18 protein-coding genes are annotated in these 15,153 nt (G+C 71.2%); 13 read left to right on the forward strand and 5 right to left on the reverse strand.

What is annotated here, in order from left to right; translation table 11 throughout:
• The first annotated feature begins 10 nt into the window (after positions 1 to 10).
• Genes hisD through hisF form a run of 8 tightly spaced genes read left to right on the forward strand, consistent with a single transcriptional unit; the run spans position 11 to position 5,739 of the window.
• The gene (gene hisD / locus C6N31_RS04700; RefSeq protein WP_138356935.1) at positions 11 to 1,327 is read left to right on the forward strand and encodes a histidinol dehydrogenase; all 1,317 of its coding nucleotides are present in this window, start codon (positions 11 to 13) and stop codon (positions 1,325 to 1,327) included.
• Positions 1,324 to 2,445: a histidinol-phosphate transaminase gene (locus tag C6N31_RS04705; RefSeq protein WP_244809131.1), complete on the forward strand. Its 1,122-nt coding sequence runs from the start codon at positions 1,324 to 1,326 to the stop codon at positions 2,443 to 2,445. The genes hisD and C6N31_RS04705 overlap by 4 nt, the downstream gene beginning before the upstream one ends.
• Entirely contained in the window at positions 2,442 to 3,035 is a 594-nt protein-coding gene (hisB, locus tag C6N31_RS04710; protein WP_138356934.1) for an imidazoleglycerol-phosphate dehydratase HisB, read from the forward strand. Before C6N31_RS04705 ends, hisB begins: the two co-directional genes overlap by 4 nt.
• Positions 3,032 to 3,184, forward strand: a complete 153-nt coding sequence (locus C6N31_RS04715; RefSeq protein WP_187144832.1) for a CG2302 family histidine operon protein — start codon at positions 3,032 to 3,034, stop codon at positions 3,182 to 3,184. Before hisB ends, C6N31_RS04715 begins: the two co-directional genes overlap by 4 nt.
• Before the next feature lie 9 nt (positions 3,185 to 3,193).
• Positions 3,194 to 3,829 carry an imidazole glycerol phosphate synthase subunit HisH gene (gene hisH / locus C6N31_RS04720; protein ID WP_138356933.1) on the forward strand — a complete coding sequence of 212 codons (636 nt, stop codon included), beginning with the start codon at positions 3,194 to 3,196 and terminating at the stop codon, positions 3,827 to 3,829.
• A 22-nt stretch (positions 3,830 to 3,851) separates the two neighbouring features.
• Positions 3,852 to 4,583 carry a bifunctional 1-(5-phosphoribosyl)-5-((5-phosphoribosylamino)methylideneamino)imidazole-4-carboxamide isomerase/phosphoribosylanthranilate isomerase PriA gene (gene priA, locus C6N31_RS04725; protein ID WP_138356932.1) on the forward strand — a complete coding sequence of 244 codons (732 nt, stop codon included), beginning with the start codon at positions 3,852 to 3,854 and terminating at the stop codon, positions 4,581 to 4,583.
• Positions 4,580 to 4,987: a RidA family protein gene (locus tag C6N31_RS04730; RefSeq protein ID WP_138356931.1), complete on the forward strand. Its 408-nt coding sequence runs from the start codon at positions 4,580 to 4,582 to the stop codon at positions 4,985 to 4,987. Before priA ends, C6N31_RS04730 begins: the two co-directional genes overlap by 4 nt.
• A complete protein-coding gene (gene hisF / locus C6N31_RS04735) occupies positions 4,984 to 5,739 on the forward strand; it encodes an imidazole glycerol phosphate synthase subunit HisF (protein ID WP_138356930.1) in 756 nt (251 codons plus the stop codon). Before C6N31_RS04730 ends, hisF begins: the two co-directional genes overlap by 4 nt.
• Positions 5,740 to 5,752: 13 nt before the next feature.
• Here hisF and C6N31_RS04740 read toward each other — a convergent pair whose 3' ends face one another.
• Genes C6N31_RS04740 through C6N31_RS04750 form a run of 3 tightly spaced genes read right to left on the reverse strand, consistent with a single transcriptional unit; the run spans position 5,753 to position 9,145 of the window.
• Positions 5,753 to 6,496, reverse strand: coding sequence for a succinate dehydrogenase/fumarate reductase iron-sulfur subunit (locus tag C6N31_RS04740; RefSeq protein ID WP_138356929.1), 744 nt, complete (start codon positions 6,494 to 6,496; stop codon positions 5,753 to 5,755).
• The gene (locus tag C6N31_RS04745; RefSeq protein WP_138356928.1) at positions 6,493 to 8,439 is read right to left on the reverse strand and encodes a fumarate reductase/succinate dehydrogenase flavoprotein subunit; all 1,947 of its coding nucleotides are present in this window, start codon (positions 8,437 to 8,439) and stop codon (positions 6,493 to 6,495) included. The genes C6N31_RS04740 and C6N31_RS04745 overlap by 4 nt, the downstream gene beginning before the upstream one ends.
• A gap of 1 nt (position 8,440) precedes the next feature.
• Positions 8,441 to 9,145, reverse strand: a complete 705-nt coding sequence (locus C6N31_RS04750) for a succinate dehydrogenase cytochrome b subunit (RefSeq protein WP_138356927.1) — start codon at positions 9,143 to 9,145, stop codon at positions 8,441 to 8,443.
• 94 nt (positions 9,146 to 9,239) lie between these two features.
• Here C6N31_RS04750 and C6N31_RS04755 point away from each other — a divergent pair, with 94 nt between their 5' ends.
• Positions 9,240 to 10,127, forward strand: coding sequence for a LysR family transcriptional regulator (locus tag C6N31_RS04755; RefSeq protein WP_138356926.1), 888 nt, complete (start codon positions 9,240 to 9,242; stop codon positions 10,125 to 10,127).
• Between the two features lie 40 nt (positions 10,128 to 10,167).
• Here C6N31_RS04755 and C6N31_RS04760 read toward each other — a convergent pair whose 3' ends face one another.
• The gene (locus tag C6N31_RS04760; RefSeq protein WP_138356925.1) at positions 10,168 to 10,800 is read right to left on the reverse strand and encodes a TIGR03085 family metal-binding protein; all 633 of its coding nucleotides are present in this window, start codon (positions 10,798 to 10,800) and stop codon (positions 10,168 to 10,170) included.
• Between the two features lie 33 nt (positions 10,801 to 10,833).
• Positions 10,834 to 11,514, reverse strand: a complete 681-nt coding sequence (locus C6N31_RS04765; RefSeq protein ID WP_138356924.1) for a hypothetical protein — start codon at positions 11,512 to 11,514, stop codon at positions 10,834 to 10,836.
• A gap of 351 nt (positions 11,515 to 11,865) precedes the next feature.
• Here C6N31_RS04765 and hisI point away from each other — a divergent pair, with 351 nt between their 5' ends.
• The 4 genes from hisI to C6N31_RS04785 all read left to right on the forward strand — a co-directional run bounded on the left by hisI (position 11,866) and on the right by C6N31_RS04785 (position 15,147).
• Entirely contained in the window at positions 11,866 to 12,249 is a 384-nt protein-coding gene (hisI, locus tag C6N31_RS04770) for a phosphoribosyl-AMP cyclohydrolase (protein WP_138356923.1), read from the forward strand.
• A gap of 131 nt (positions 12,250 to 12,380) precedes the next feature.
• Positions 12,381 to 12,680, forward strand: coding sequence for a hypothetical protein (locus tag C6N31_RS04775; protein WP_138356922.1), 300 nt, complete (start codon positions 12,381 to 12,383; stop codon positions 12,678 to 12,680).
• Positions 12,677 to 13,327, forward strand: a complete 651-nt coding sequence (locus C6N31_RS04780) for a hypothetical protein (RefSeq protein ID WP_138356921.1) — start codon at positions 12,677 to 12,679, stop codon at positions 13,325 to 13,327. Before C6N31_RS04775 ends, C6N31_RS04780 begins: the two co-directional genes overlap by 4 nt.
• Positions 13,324 to 15,147, forward strand: coding sequence for a putative T7SS-secreted protein (locus tag C6N31_RS04785; protein ID WP_198357164.1), 1,824 nt, complete (start codon positions 13,324 to 13,326; stop codon positions 15,145 to 15,147). Before C6N31_RS04780 ends, C6N31_RS04785 begins: the two co-directional genes overlap by 4 nt.
• The last annotated feature ends 6 nt before the right edge of the window (positions 15,148 to 15,153 follow it).

Here is a 15,153-nt window from a genome sequence, read left to right on the forward strand (position 1 = left end):
ACTTGACAGGGTGATCTCCCGAATCGATCTGCGTGGTGCCGCCTTCCCGGAGGACGGCATCGACCGCGACCTGCTGCCCCGAGCCGAGTTCGACGTGGAAGCCGCCCTGGACCAGGTGCGGCCCATCTGCGAGGACGTACGCCATCGTGGGACCGCGGCGCTGATCGACTACGCGCGGAAGTTCGACGGCGTCACCCTGGAGCGCGTCCGGGTGCCCGCGGTGGCACTGGCGACCGCCCTGGAGGAGCTGGACCCGAAGATCCGCGCCGCCCTGGAGGAGTCGATCCGGCGGGCCAGGATCGTGCACCACGAGCAGCGCCGCACCGACACGACGGTGCAGGTGGTGCCCGGTGGCACGGTCACCGAGCGCTGGGTGCCGGTCGAGCGCGTCGGGCTGTACGTGCCGGGCGGACTGGCCGCCTACGCGTCGTCCGTCGTCATGAACGTGGTCCCGGCCCAGGAGGCCGGCGTCGAGGGCATCGCCGTCTCGTCGCCCCCGCAGAAGGACTTCGGCGGCCTGCCCAACCCGACGATCCTCGCCGCCTGCGCGCTGCTCGGCGTGGACGAGGTCTACGCCGCCGGCGGCGCCCAGGCCATCGCGATGTTCGCGTACGGCACCGAGGAGTGCCGTCCGGTCAACCTGGTCACCGGTCCCGGCAACATCTACGTCGCGTCGGCCAAGCGGCTGCTCAAGGGCCGGATCGGGATCGACGCCGAGGCCGGTCCGACCGAGATCGCCGTCCTCGCCGACGCCACCGCTGACCCGGTGCACGTCGCCGCCGACCTGATCAGCCAGGCCGAGCACGACACCCTGGCGGCGGCCGTGCTGGTCACCACCTCGGTGGAGCTGGCCGAGCGGGTCGAGATGGAGCTGGCGGCGCAGGTCGGTGTCACCAAGCACAGCGAGCGCATCCTGGCCGCGCTGGCCGGCCGGCAGTCGGCCGTGGTGCTGGTCGACACGATCGACCAGGGCCTCGCCGTCGTCGACGCCTACGGCGCGGAGCACCTGGAGATCCAGACCGCGGACGCCGCCGCCGTCGCCGCCCGGGTCCGCAACGCCGGCGCGATCTTCGTCGGCGCGTACGCCCCGGTCTCGCTCGGCGACTACTGCGCCGGCTCGAACCACGTACTGCCCACCGGCGGCTGCGCCTGCCACTCCTCGGGCCTGTCCGTGCAATCGTTCCTGCGCGGCATCCACGTCGTGGACTACAGCCGCGACGCGCTCGCCGAGGTCACCCACCACGTGGTGACGCTCGCCGACGCCGAGGACCTGCCCGCGCACGGCGCCGCGCTCCGGGCCCGCTTCGACTGGCAGGTGCCCCAGTGACCCGCACGGGCTCCGGCATCGGCATCGACGATCTGCCCATCCGTGACGAGCTGCGCGGCCTGACCCCCTACGGCGCGCCGCAGCTCGACGTCCCGGTGCGGCTGAACACCAACGAGAACCCGTACCCGCTGCCCGAGGCCCTCGTGCGGCGGATCGGCGAGCGGGTCACCGAGGCCGCCAGGGCGCTGAACCGCTACCCGGACCGGGACGCGGTGGAGCTGCGCACCGAGCTGGCCGCGTACCTCAGCCGCACCGCCGGCCACGGGGTCACCAAAGAGCAGGTGTGGGCGGCCAACGGTTCGAACGAGGTCATCCAGCAGTTGCTGCAGACCTTCGGCGGACCCGGGCGCAGCGCGATCGGCTTCGAGCCCTCGTACTCGATGCACGCGCTGATCTCGCGCGGCACCGGCACCGGGTGGATCTCCGGGCCGCGCCGCGCGGACTTCACCATCGACGTGGACGCCGCCGTGGCGGAGATCGCCGCGCGCCGGCCGGACGTCGTCTTCATCTGCTCGCCGAACAACCCCACCGGCACGGCCGTCGAAGCCGACACCGTACTGGCGCTGTACGAGGCGGCGCAGGCCGCCCGGCCGTCGCTGGTCGTCGTCGACGAGGCGTACGTCGAGTTCTCGCACCGGCCGTCGCTGCTGTCGCTCATCGAGGGCCGGCCGAACCTGGTCGTCAGCCGCACCATGTCGAAGGCGTTCGGCGCGGCAGGGCTGCGGCTCGGCTACCTCGCCGCGGACCCGGCCGTCGTCGACGCCGTCCAGCTGGTGCGCCTGCCGTACCACCTGTCGGCCGTCACGCAGGCCACCGCGCTCGCGGCGCTGGAGCACACCGATACGCTGCTGGGGTACGTCGAGCAGCTCAAGGCCGAGCGGGACCGACTGGTCACCGAATTGCGCGCCCTGGGCTGCGAGGTCACGGACTCGGACGCGAACTTCGTGCAGTTCGGCCGCTTCGCGGACAGCCACGCCGCCTGGCAGGCGATCCTCGACCGCGGCGTGCTCGTCCGCGACAACGGTGTACCGGGATGGCTGCGGGTCACCGCGGGCACCCCGGAGGAGAACGACGCGTTCCTGGACGCGGTTCGCGCAATGCAGAAGGAGACCGTATGACCCGCGTGGGCCGTGTGGAACGCACCACCAAGGAAACGTCCGTCGTCGTCGAGATCGACCTGGACGGCAGGGGCGACGTCTCCGTATCCACCGGTGTCGGCTTCTACGACCACATGCTCGACCAGCTCGGCCGCCACGGACTCTTCGACCTGTCGGTCAAGACCGAGGGCGACCTGCACATCGACACCCACCACACCATCGAGGACACCGCCCTCGCGCTCGGCGCCGCCTTCCGGCAGGCGCTCGGCGACAAGGTCGGGATCTACCGCTTCGGCAACTGCACGGTGCCGCTGGACGAGTCGCTCGCCCAGGTCACCGTGGACCTGTCGGGCCGTCCCTACCTGGTGCACACCGAGCCCGAGAACATGGCTCCCATGATCGGCTCGTACGACACGACGATGACCCGGCACATCCTGGAGTCCTTCGTCGCGCAGGCGCAGATCGCGCTGCACGTCCACGTCCCGTACGGCCGCAACGCGCACCACATCGTGGAGTGCCAGTTCAAGGCCCTGGCCCGCGCCCTGCGGTACGCCTCCGAGCGTGACCCGCGCGCGGCCGGCATCCTCCCCTCGACCAAGGGCGCACTGTGAACACCGCATCGACCGTCTACATCGTCCTCGGGCTCTTCCTCGCCGGCGGCGTCTACTCCTTCTGGAAGCAGAAGCTTCCGACGGGCGTCATCGTCCTGCTCGGCATCGGTGCGCTCATGGCGTTCGGTGCCGGCCTGATGTCGCTGTAGGGGGCCGCCATGAGCAAGAGCGTGGTTGTCCTCGACTACGGATTCGGCAACGTCCGCTCGGCCGAGCGCGCGCTGGCGCACGTCGGCGCCGACGTCGAGATCACCAGTGACTTCGACCGGGCCATGAACGCCGACGGGCTGCTGGTGCCCGGCGTCGGGGCGTTCGCCGCCTGCATGGCCGGGCTGAAGTCGGTCCGCGGTGAGTGGATCATCGGCCGGCGGCTGTCCGGCGGCCGGCCCGTGATGGGGATCTGCGTCGGGATGCAGATCCTGTTCGCGCGCGGGGTGGAGCACGGCACCGAGACCGAGGGCTGCGACGAGTGGCCCGGCACGGTCGAGCCGTTGCAGGCCCCGATCGTCCCGCACATGGGCTGGAACACGGTCAAGGCGCCCGAGGACACCCGGCAGTTCGCCGGTCTCGACGCCGACGCCCGCTTCTACTTCGTGCACTCGTACGCGGTGCGGGAGTGGGAGCTGGAGGTCACCAACCCCCATATCCGCTCCCCGAAGGTCACCTGGGCCACGCACGGCGAACCGTTCGTCGCCGCCGTGGAGAACGGCCCGCTGTGGGCCACCCAGTTCCACCCCGAGAAGTCCGGCGACGCCGGTGCCCAGCTGCTGACCAACTGGCTCGACCACCTCTAGAACCTCTAGGACGTCACTTCCTATGGCTACGAACCGCCTCGAACTCCTTCCCGCCGTCGACGTCCGCGACGGCCAGGCCGTCCGCCTCGTCCATGGCGAGTCCGGCTCCGAGACGTCCTACGGCGACCCGCTGGCCGCCGCCCTCGCCTGGCAGCAGGCGGGCGCCGAGTGGCTGCACCTGGTGGACCTGGACGCGGCCTTCGGCACCGGTGACAACCGGGCGCGGATCGCCGAGGTCGCGGGATCGATGGACATCAAGGTCGAGCTGTCCGGCGGCATCCGCGACGACGCGTCGCTCGCGGCGGCACTGGCCACCGGCTGCACCCGCGTCAACCTCGGCACCGCCGCCCTGGAGACGCCCGAGTGGGTCGCCAAGGTCATCGCCGAGTACGGCGACCGGATCGCGGTCGGCCTGGACGTCCGCGGCACCACCCTGCGCGGCCGCGGCTGGACCCGCGACGGCGGCGACCTGTTCGAGACGCTCGCCCGGCTGGACTCCGAAGGGTGCGCCCGGTACGTCGTCACCGACATCGCCAAGGACGGCACCCTCCAGGGACCCAACCTGGAACTGCTGAAGAACGTGTGCGCCGCCACCGACAAGCCCGTCGTCGCGTCCGGTGGCGTCTCGTCGCTCGACGATCTGCGCGCGATCGCCACGTTGGTACCCGAAGGTGTCGAAGGCGCCATCGTGGGCAAGGCCCTTTACGCCAAGGCGTTCACCTTGGAAGAGGCGTTGGAGGCCGTTTCACGATGACCGAATCCCCCGCAGTTCGCCGCGTGCAGTCCGACCACAGCCCCTGGGAGGAGACCATGGGCTTCGCCCGTGCCGTCGCGGCCGGGGACCGGGTCATCGTCGCGGGCACCATGCCACTGGTCGGCGGTGTGGTGCGGGGCGAGGGAAGCCCGTACGAGCAGACGCTGCTCGCCTTCGGCAACGCGATCGCCGCGCTGGAGCCGTTCGGCCTCGGGGCCGACAGCGTCATCCGCACCCGGATGTACCTCAGCCACGCCCGGGACGCGGAGGATGTCGGCCGCGCCCACAAGGAACTGTTCGGCGATGTACGGCCGGCCGCGACGATGGTCGTCGTCAACGGCTTCGTCGACTCGCGGGTGCTGGTCGAGGTCGAGGTCGAAGCGTATCGAGGAGCCCCTGAATGACCCTCGCGGTCCGAGTCATCCCCTGCCTGGACGTGGACAACGGCCGGGTCGTCAAGGGTGTCAACTTCCAGAACCTGCGGGACGCGGGCGACCCCGTCGAGATGGCGAAGCTCTATGACGCCGAAGGCGCGGACGAGCTGACGTTCCTCGACATCACCGCCTCCTCGGGCGACCGCGAGACCACCTACGACGTGGTGCGCCGTACCGCGGAACAGGTCTTCATCCCGCTCACCGTCGGCGGTGGCGTCCGCACCACGGACGACGTCGACAAGCTGCTGCGCGCCGGAGCGGACAAGGTCGGCGTCAACACCGCCGCCATCGCCCGCCCGGACCTGATCCGGGAGATCGCCGAGCGCTTCGGCCGACAGGTGCTCGTGCTCTCCGTCGACGCCCGGCGGAACGCGTCCGGCGGGTTCGAGGTCACCACGCACGGCGGCCGGCAGGGCACCGGTATCGACGCCGTCGAATGGGCGCACCGGGCCGCGGAACTGGGCGCCGGGGAGATCCTGCTGAACTCGATGGACGCCGACGGCACCAAGGACGGCTACGACCTCGCCATGATCGAGGCCGTCCGCAAGCACGTCACCGTCCCCGTCATCGCCTCCGGCGGCGCCGGCAAGCTCGCCGACTTCGCCCCCGCGGTGGCGGTCGGCGCCGACGCGGTGCTGGCGGCATCGGTCTTCCACTTCGGGGACCTGCGCATCGGGGACGTCAAGAACGCGCTGCGCGAGGCCGGTCACCCCGTCCGCTGAGGAGTCCGTCCGTTCACCTGCCCTTGCTCAGCGCCCGCAGGTACTCGCGGTTCATCGCCGCGATGGACGGCAGCGGGATGCCCTTCGGGCAGGCCGTGGCGCATTCACCGGTGTTGGTGCAGCCGCCGAAGCCCTCGGCGTCCATGGCCCCGACCATGTCCAGCACGCGGGACTCGCGCTCGGGCGCCCCCTGCGGCAGCACGTTGAGGTGGACGACCTTCGCCGAGGTGAAGAGCATCGCCGAGCCGTTCGGGCAGGCCGCCACGCAGGCGCCGCAGCCGATGCACTCGGCGTGCTCGAAGGCGGTGTCGGCGACCGGCTTGGGCACCGCGGTGGCGTGCGCCTCCGGGGCGGCACCGGTGGGCGCGGTGATGTAGCCGCCGGAGCCGATGATGCGGTCGAACGCGGACCGGTCGACGACGAGGTCCTTGACCACCGGGAAGGCGGCGGCGCGCCACGGCTCGACGTCGATGGTGTCGCCGTCGGTGAAGTGCCGCATGTGCAGCTGGCAGGTGGTGGTCCGCTCGGGGCCGTGCGCCCGGCCGTTGATGACCATGCCGCAGGCGCCGCAGATGCCCTCGCGGCAGTCGTGGTCGAACGCGACGGGCTCGTCACCGGCGAGGATCAGCTCCTCGTTCAGATGGTCCAGCATCTCCAGGAACGACATGTCGGGGGAGATGCCGGTGACGTCGTAGGTGGTCATCCGGCCCGGCTCGTCGGGGCCGGTCTGCCGCCAGATGCGCAGGGTCAGTTTCACGCGTAGCTCCGCTGGGTGGGGTGGACGTGCTCGAAGACCAGGTCTTCTCGGTGCAGGACGGGGGCGCGGCCGATACCGGTGAACTCCCAGGCCGCGGCGTACGCGAAGGACTCGTCGTCGCGGGCGGCCTCGCCGTCCGGGGTCTGGCTCTCCTCGCGGAAGTGGCCGCCGCACGACTCGGCGCGGTGCAGGGCGTCCAGGCACATCAGCTCGGCGAGTTCCAGATGGTCGGCGATGCGGTTGGCCTGCTCCAGCGACTGGTTGAGGTCGGCGCCGGAGCCGGGCACCCTGACCCGGCGCCAGAACTCGTCGCGCAACTGCGGGATGCGGTTCAGGGCCTTGCGCAGCCCGGTCTCGGTGCGGGCCATGCCGCACTCGTCCCAGAGCAGCTCGCCCAGTTCGCGGTGGAAGGACTCGGGGGTGCGGTCGCCGTTGACGGCGAGCAGCAGGTTGAGCCGGTCCTCGGTGTCGGCGACGGCCTCGGCGACCGCCGGATGCGCGGGGTCCACGGTGTCGTGCGGGTGCCGGGCCAGATAGTCGTTGAGGGTGGCCGGCAGGACGAAGTAGCCGTCGGCCAGGCCCTGCATGAGGGCGCTGGCGCCGAGCCGGTTGGCGCCGTGGTCGGAGAAGTTGGCCTCGCCGATGGCGAAGAGACCGGGCACCGTGGTCTGCAGGTCGTAGTCGACCCACAGGCCGCCCATCGTGTAGTGGATCGCGGGATAGATCCGCATCGGCGCCGCATACGGGTCCTCGGCGGTGATCCGCGCGTACATCTCGAAGAGGTTGCCGTACTTCTCCTCCACCGCGGCGCGGCCGGTCCTGGCGATGGCGTCGGCGAAGTCCAGATAGACGCCCTGCCCGCCGGGTCCGACGCCGCGCCCCTCGTCGCACACGTTCTTGGCGGCGCGCGAGGCGATGTCGCGGGGCACCAGGTTGCCGAACGCCGGGTAGAGCCGCTCCAGGTAGTAGTCCCGCTCCTCCTCCGGGATCGCGTTCGGCGGACGTTCGTCGCCCCGCACCTTCGGGACCCAGATCCGGCCGTCGTTGCGCAGCGACTCGCTCATCAGCGTCAGCTTCGACTGGTGGTCGCCGGAGCGCGGGATGCAGGTGGGGTGGATCTGGGTGAAGCAGGGATTGGCGAAGTACGCGCCGCGCCGGTGGGCCCGCCAGATGGCGGTGGCGTTGGAGTTCTTGGCGTTGGTCGACAGATGGAAGACGTTGCCGTAGCCGCCGGAGGCGAGCACCACCGCGTCCGCGAAGTAGGTGTCGATGCGGCCGGTGACCAGATCGCGGGCGACGATGCCGCGCGCCCGGCCGTCGACCACGATCAGATCGAGCATCTCGGTCCGCGCGTGCATCTCGACCGTGCCGGCCGCGATCTGCCGGGTGAGCGCCTGGTACGCGCCGAGCAGCAGCTGCTGGCCGGTCTGCCCGCGGGCGTAGAAGGTCCGCGACACCTGGACGCCGCCGAACGAGCGGGTGTCGAGGAGACCGCCGTACTCGCGGGCGAACGGGACGCCCTGGGCGACGCACTGGTCGATGATCTCCACCGACACCTGCGCGAGGCGGTGCACATTGGACTCCCGGGCGCGGAAGTCACCGCCCTTGACGGTGTCGTAGAACAGCCGCTGCACCGCGTCGCCGTCGTTGCGGTAGTTCTTGGCGGCGTTGATGCCGCCCTGCGCGGCGATGGAGTGCGCCCTGCGCGGCGAGTCCTGATAGCAGAACTGCACGACGTGGTAGCCCTGTTCGGCCAGCGTGGCGCCGGCCGCGCCGCCGGCCAGCCCGGTGCCGACCACGATGACGGTGTGCCGGCGGCGGTTGGCCGGGTTCACCAGCTTCGCCTCGAAGCGGCGGCGGTCCCAGCGCTCGGCGATCGGGCCTTCGGGGGCCTTGGTGTCGACGACGGGTTCGCCGGTGGTCCAGCGCGAGTAGTCGGTCATGTCAGCTCACGACTCCAGTCATGACGGCAACGGGCACGGCGATGAATCCGCAGGTCAGGACGAGCGCCAGGGCGTTGGCCAGGGCTTTCAGCGCGCGGTCCCGCCGGGCGTTGTTGGCGCCGAGGGTCTGCGCGGCGCTCCAGAAGCCGTGCCGGATGTGCAGGCCGAGGGCGAGCATCGCCACGATGTAGAAGACATCGGCGTACCAGTTGCGGAAGTCGGCGACGATGTTCTCGTAGGGGTGGTGCGCCTGGCCGCGCGGATTCACCGTCAGCGTCGTCAGGTCCAGGATGTGCCAGACGATGAACAGCGCGAGGATCACGCCGCCCCAGCGCATGGTGCGGGTGGCGTAACTGGCGCGCTGCCGCCGGTGGGCGTACTTCGCGGGCCGGGCGGCCCGGTCCCGCCGGCTCAGCTGGTACGCCGCGACGCCGTGCAGCACGACGGCCGCCACCAGGCCCAGCCGCATCAGCCACAGGAACCAGCCGTAGTGCAGCACGGGCTCGCCGATGGTGCGCAGCCAGGCCGCGTAGGCGTTGAACTCCGGGGCGCCGAAGAAGATCTTCAGATTGCCGAGCATGTGCCCGACGAGGAACAGCAGCATCGCCACCCCGGTGACGGCCATGACCGCCTTCTTGCCGACGGTCGAACGCCACAGGGCCGCCGCGGGGGATGGTCGCCGTTCCGTACGTGTCGCCAGTGCCATGGACAGGACGCTAGGCCGGGCGCCGCCATCCGTCCAAGACATGATGCGGCTGCTTTCGATAGGCAATGCCTATGCGGCGATCTAGGCTGGCACCATGCAGCTGCACCAGCTCCAGTACTTCGCCGCCGTCGCGGACCTGCGGCACTTCACCCGCGCCGCCGAGAGCGTCCATGTGGCCCAGCCGTCGCTGTCGCAGCAGATCCGGGCGCTGGAACGGGAACTGGGCGCCGAGCTGTTCCACCGCGCCCGGGGCCACATCACCCTCACCGACGCGGGGGAGGTCCTGCTGCCGCTGGCCCGCCGGATCCTCGCCGACGCCGAGACCGCGCGCCGCGAGGTCCAGGAGGTGGCCCAGCTCCAGCGCGGCCGGGTGCGGCTCGGGGCGCCGCCGAGCCTGTGCGCCAGCCTGGTCCCCGATGTCCTGAAGGACTTCCACCGGCGGTACCCCGGTGTCGACCTGGTGGTCCACGAGGACGGCTCGCAGGACCTCGTGCGGGTACTGGCCGCCGGGGAGCTCGACCTCGCCCTGATCATCACCCCGCTCCCCGTCCAGGCTCCCGCCCTGGCCACCGAGGAGCTCCTGCGCGAGGAACTGGTGGCGGTCTCTTCGCCGGCCGATCCCGCTCCGGTGCGCCGCAAGCAGCTGCGGATCGAGGACCTGCGCGGCCGTCCGATGGTGATGTTCCGCCGCGGCTACGACCTGCGGGAGTACACCCTCGCGGCCTGCCGGGCGGCCGGCTTCGAGCCGTCCTTCTCCGTCGAGGGCGGTGAGATGGACGCGGTTCTCGGCTTCGTCCGGGCCGGCCTGGGCCTCGCCGTGGTCCCCAGCATGGTCGCGGAGCGCTCCGGCCTGCGCATCACTCCGTTCGCCGCCCCGGGCCTGCACCGCACCATCTCCGTCGCGCACCGCGGCGACGTCTCCCCGCCCCGCGCCGCCCGCGAACTGCGCCGCATCCTGCTGGACGCCACACGGGACCGGTGACTGCTTCCGGGCCCGCCGGCGGCTGCGCGACGGGCCCGGTCTAGAGGCCGAGCTTGGTGTCGTACACCTTGGCCACGGCGGCCTTGTCCCCCTCGGTCCCGACCCGCGCGGCCTCCTGGCGGCCGAAGGCGAAGATCGTCAGCTCGCCCGGTTCACCGGTGACCGTCACGACCGGGGTGCCCTTGTGGGCGACGGCGGTCTGGCCGTCGGGGCGGCGCAGGACCAGCCCGACCGGGGACCTGCGGCCCGCGACCCGGGCCATGCGCTCCAGGCGCTTCCAGAGGGCGTCGGAGAAGACGCTGTCCAGCTCGCGGGGAGTCCACTCCGGCTGGGCGCGGCGGACGTCCTCGGCGTGGACGAAGAACTCGACGGTGTTGGCCGCCTCGTCGACCTGCTTGAGGGAGAACGGCGACATCCGCGGCGGCCCGGTGCGGATGAGCTGCACCAGCTCCTCGAACGGCTTCCGCGCGAACTCCTGCCGGACGCGCTCCATCCGGGCCGCGAGCTGCGGGATCACGATCCCGGCGGCGGCGTCGCTGCGGCGTTCGCGGATGACGACGTGCGCGGCCAGATCGCGGGCGGTCCAGCCGTCGCAGAGCGTCGGAGCACCCGCCCCGGCGCTCTCCAGCAGATCGGCGAGGAGCAGACGTTCACGCTGCGCATGAGTCGACATGACGTCAGGTTAGGTCCACTCCTCGCCGCGCGGCTACGGCAGGGCCTTGGTGAGCTTCTTCCCGTCGACCTTGTTGCTGAGGGTCAGCGAGCAGGAGATCGTGTCCTTCTTCTGGATCTGGTACGTCATGAGCGACGGGTACAGCGCGTAGTAGTAATAGGTCTTGCCGTCGGCCGGGATACGGGCGAGACGCTTCTTGGCGTCCGGCTCGCACAGCTTCAGCACCTTGCTCTGGAGCTCGGTCTCGGTGGTGAAGCTGCCGGTCAGGGTCTCGTTCGCGACGACCTCGCCGTCGTGCGGCGAACTGCACGAGCGGGTCGTGACGACGGACACGCTGCTGTCCAGGCCGGGGTGGTCGAAGCACTTGCCCGGGTTCAGCACGACGTACGGCACCAGGTCCGGGGTCGGGCTGCTGCTGGTGGAGCCGGTGGTCGGCAGGTCGGTGGGAATGTCGAGCGTCGGCAGGTCGGTCGGCAGCGTCACCGTCGGCGTCGGGAACGCGGAGGTGGACGACGACGAGCTGGAGCTCGTCAGCGCGTCCGGCTTCTTGTCGTCGCCACCGCTGCTGGCCAGGACTATGCCGCCGATGATCGCCCCGACGACGACCACCGCACCGATCGCGATCGCCGCGTTCCGGCCGTTGTTGTTGCCGCCACCGGGCGGCGGAGGATAGCCGCCGCCACCCGGCGGATAGCCGTAGCCGCCGGGGGGCACCGGCGGTCCGGGAGGACCGGGCGGGCCGTAGCCGCCCTGGCCTCCTTGGCCACCACCCTGCGGATATCCGTAACCGCCCTGGCCGCCTTGCGGATAGCCGTAGCCGTCACCCGGCGGAGGAGGTGGTGTCGGCGGACCAAAGTTCTGCGGCGGACCGAAGCCGCCACCTTGCCCTGGTGGCGGCTGACCGTTCGGCGGAGGCGGAGGAAAACCCATGCACGAAGGATGCCCCATACGGGTGACAACAGCGAGCGACTAGGGAATCAAGGTCGGTGAACCTGCCGCGTTCATCACCGAACGCACCTTTTGGGCGGCGCAAAAGGCCGGAAGGACCGGCGGCACAATAGAGGCATGCCCGACACCGCCGCACCGTCTCCCGCGTCCCCGTCCTCCCCGCTCGACCCGGCCGTGGCCGCCCGCCTCAAGCGCACCGCCGACGGGCTCGTCCCCGCCATCGCGCAGCAGTACGACACCGGCGAGGTGCTCATGCTCGGCTGGATGGACGACGAGGCGCTGCACCGCACGCTCACCACCGGCCGCTGCACGTACTGGAGCCGCAGCCGTGGCGAGTACTGGGTCAAGGGCGACACCTCGGGGCACGTCCAGCACGTCAGGTCCGTCGCCCTCGACTGCGACGGCGACACCCTGCTCGTCAAGGTCGACCAGACCGGTGCCGCCTGCCACACCGGCGACCGCACCTGCTTCGACGCCGACCCGCTGCCGCTGGGCCCCTGACCCCCTGATGCGGGGGGTCCGCCCTCGTCCGTCCCGGTCCGTCCCACCATCCCGGTGACCTTCCGGCCTGGCCGTAAACGTTATCGGCCACTGTGGCAAGCTGTCGGTCCGCGGATCGATGGGAGGGTTCGATGACGGACCTGGGGTACGACCTGGGGGCACTGGACGCGTTCACCGGCCAGCTCACCCGGATCAAACAGGGGCTCGAATCCAGCCACTCGGTGATCGACTCCTTCGACTCCGACTACGGCGACGGCCGGGTCCGCGACGCGATGCACCACTTCGAGAAGCGCTGGCGCGACGGGCGCGGCCATGTCGAGAACACGGCCGGCGTCCTGTCCTCCATGGTCACCGAGGCCGTGAAGGCCTACACCAAGGTCGACGAGGACCTCGCCAAGCAGCTGCGCGACGGCACCAAGGCACCGCAGTGAGCGGCCCCAGGTTCGACACGGGCGTCGGCTACACCCTGCGCGTCCCCGGCAGCTGGTTCGAGGTCGACGTCCGCCCCGCGACCCGCGCCGCCTCGGCGGCCGACCTCGTCAGCCGGCGCCTCACCGATCTGCCCGAACTGCGCGAGCGCCGCTCCGACATCGTCCGGCTGCTGCGCAACCAGGCGGCGGCCGCCTGGAACGCCGGCGCGGTCTACTGCGCGGTGATGGCGGAATCGGTCGCGGACGGCCTGCTGCCCGCCTGCGTCACCGTCTCCTTCGTCGCCGGGCCGGTCGACGCGAGCAGCGACGCCGAGGACCGGCTGTCCCCGCTGCTCGCACCGCTCACCGCGAAGACGGCCAAGGCCGAGGGCGACACCTGGACCGAGCTGTCCACCGTCGAACTCCCGGACGCCGGGCCCGCCGCCCGCAGCCACGGGGTCGAGGACATCGAGGACGAGTCGGGCCGCCCGATGCGCGTCGTCACCATGCAGACCTTCGTACCGCTGCGGGACGTGAACCGCGTCGCCATCGTCTCGTGCAGCAGTCCCGCCGTGGAGGTGGCGCCGGCGCTGCTCGACGTCTTCGACGCGATCAGCTCCACCTTCCGCCTGTTCCGCGCAGCCGACCTCGTGGAGACCACATCGTGAGCCGCCCGGCCGACTGGTACATCCTCGACCTGCACGAGGACCCGACCCCGGGGGACGTCTTCCGGGTCCGCCAACTCGCCACCACCACCCGCCGGATCGCCGACGACGCGGAGGCCGCGTCCCGCAACGTCCGGGCCCTCGCCGGTGACCACGCGACGATGACGTGGGTGGGCGCCGCCGGTGACGTCTTCAAAGAGGCGATCGGCAAGTTCCCCGGGCAGCTCGACAAGGTCGCGCACTCCCACCACCTGGCCGCCGACGCACTCGACGGCTACGCGACGTCCCTCGACTCGGCGCAGAGCCAGGCGGACCGGGCGCTCTCCCAGGGCCGCCAGGTCTACGACCAGGTGAAGAGCCTGCACGCGCAGCTCGTCACGGCCAACGGCTCGCTCACGACGCTGGACAAGGCGGTCGCCCCGCCCGACCCCGACCAGGTCAAGGAGCAGGCCCGCAAGCACACCGCCGCCCAGGGCCAGGTCACGTCCCTGCAGTCGCAGCTCAGCGGTCCCCAGGCACAGCTGGACGCCGCCAAGCGGCTCGCCGGGCAGGCGGCGGAGCTGCGGAACACCGCCGCCGACACCGCGAGCAGGTCACTGCACGAGGCCGCCGACGCGGGCATCCCGCCGGACTCGTTCTGGCACAAGCTCGGGGACCTCGCCGCCAAGGCGTGGAACGGCGTCATCGTCGTCGCGAAGATCGTGGTCGCGGTCGGCGGCATCATCGCGCTCATCATCGGCGGCCCGATCGCGTGGATCGTCTTCGCGGCGGCACTGCTGGTGCTCGCGGACACCATCGCCAAGTACACCCAGGGGAAAGCGACCCTGTGGGATGTGGCCCTCGCGGCGCTGAGCTGCATTCCCATGACGAAGGGCCTCACCTCGCTGGGCGCGCTGAAGGGCGCCTTCGCGGCCGAGGGGCTGCTCGGCGTGGGCAGCCATCTGCTGGGTGCCGGATGGGGTGCGATCAAGGGCATCGGCACCGGCGCGATGGCCCTGTGGAAGGGCCGCTCGGCCATCCCGGGACTGCTGCGCGCCCTGCCGTTCACCGCACTGGGCAAGCTGACGTCGATGGCCACCGAGCTGCGGTACGGGGCCTCCGGCGCGCTGACCGGGTTCGGGGCCGGCTTCGGTGACGGGGCGGGGCTCTTCGGCTCGTTCCGGTCCAGCCTCTCCGAGGGTCTCCAGGGCTGGCGCGGCGGCACCCAGGCGGCGTCGGAACTGCCGTCCCAGGGAGCGCGCGCCTGGCAGGGCTCGGGCGGCTACCCGGGGATCGACCTGTGGCACGACACCGTCATCCCGGCAGGCACCAACACGGAGGCGCTGCACCCGCGCATCACCGGATTCGTGATGCCGGAGGGGACGATGGCGTCACTGGGCGCGGATTCCACCGAGATCAGCAAGGGAGTTCAAGTAGGACCGTCCGACAAGGGCGGCTTCATCCTGCATGAGTACCGGACCGAGGGCGTCACCCTGCGGTTCAACTCCGACGTGCCGGCGGCCGGCGCCTACGCGAACGCCAACCCGCAGTTCGGAGGAGGCGGCCTGCCGCAGTACTTCGTTCCCGACGTGATGTCGCACATCGACTCCGGCGCCATCTCGGTCATCGACCACAGCGGCAACGTCCTGCCGGTCGCGCCGAACGGTGTCGCCACGGTCGGTCCCGGGCAGAACATCCCGCTGAACAACTTCGACCGGGTGCCCGGCTCGCCCATCCTGACCAACAACGTCACGGCCGCTACGGCCCGGGGCGGTATCACCATCGTCGGCGGGATCACCCAAGGAGCGGTCCACGGCGCCAGAATCACCGAGCCGAGCAGGTGAGCGAAG

The sequence above is a fragment of the Streptomyces fildesensis genome (assembly GCF_016107395.1).
Lineage (GTDB): Bacteria > Actinomycetota > Actinomycetes > Streptomycetales > Streptomycetaceae > Actinacidiphila > Actinacidiphila fildesensis.

Coding starts and splice junctions, on each gene's coding strand:
- hisH (WP_138356933.1), top strand. CDS start 3,194: ATGAGCAAGAGCGTGGTTGTCCTCGACTACGGATTCGGCAACGTCCGC.
- hisI (WP_138356923.1), top strand. CDS start 11,866: ATGCCCGACACCGCCGCACCGTCTCCCGCGTCCCCGTCCTCCCCGCTC.
- priA (WP_138356932.1), top strand. CDS start 3,852: ATGGCTACGAACCGCCTCGAACTCCTTCCCGCCGTCGACGTCCGCGAC.
- C6N31_RS04755 (WP_138356926.1), top strand. CDS start 9,240: ATGCAGCTGCACCAGCTCCAGTACTTCGCCGCCGTCGCGGACCTGCGG.
- C6N31_RS04750 (WP_138356927.1), bottom strand. CDS start 9,145: ATGGCACTGGCGACACGTACGGAACGGCGACCATCCCCCGCGGCGGCC.
- C6N31_RS04775 (WP_138356922.1), top strand. CDS start 12,381: ATGACGGACCTGGGGTACGACCTGGGGGCACTGGACGCGTTCACCGGC.
- C6N31_RS04760 (WP_138356925.1), bottom strand. CDS start 10,800: ATGTCGACTCATGCGCAGCGTGAACGTCTGCTCCTCGCCGATCTGCTG.
- C6N31_RS04745 (WP_138356928.1), bottom strand. CDS start 8,439: ATGACCGACTACTCGCGCTGGACCACCGGCGAACCCGTCGTCGACACC.
- hisF (WP_138356930.1), top strand. CDS start 4,984: ATGACCCTCGCGGTCCGAGTCATCCCCTGCCTGGACGTGGACAACGGC.
- hisB (WP_138356934.1), top strand. CDS start 2,442: ATGACCCGCGTGGGCCGTGTGGAACGCACCACCAAGGAAACGTCCGTC.
- C6N31_RS04730 (WP_138356931.1), top strand. CDS start 4,580: ATGACCGAATCCCCCGCAGTTCGCCGCGTGCAGTCCGACCACAGCCCC.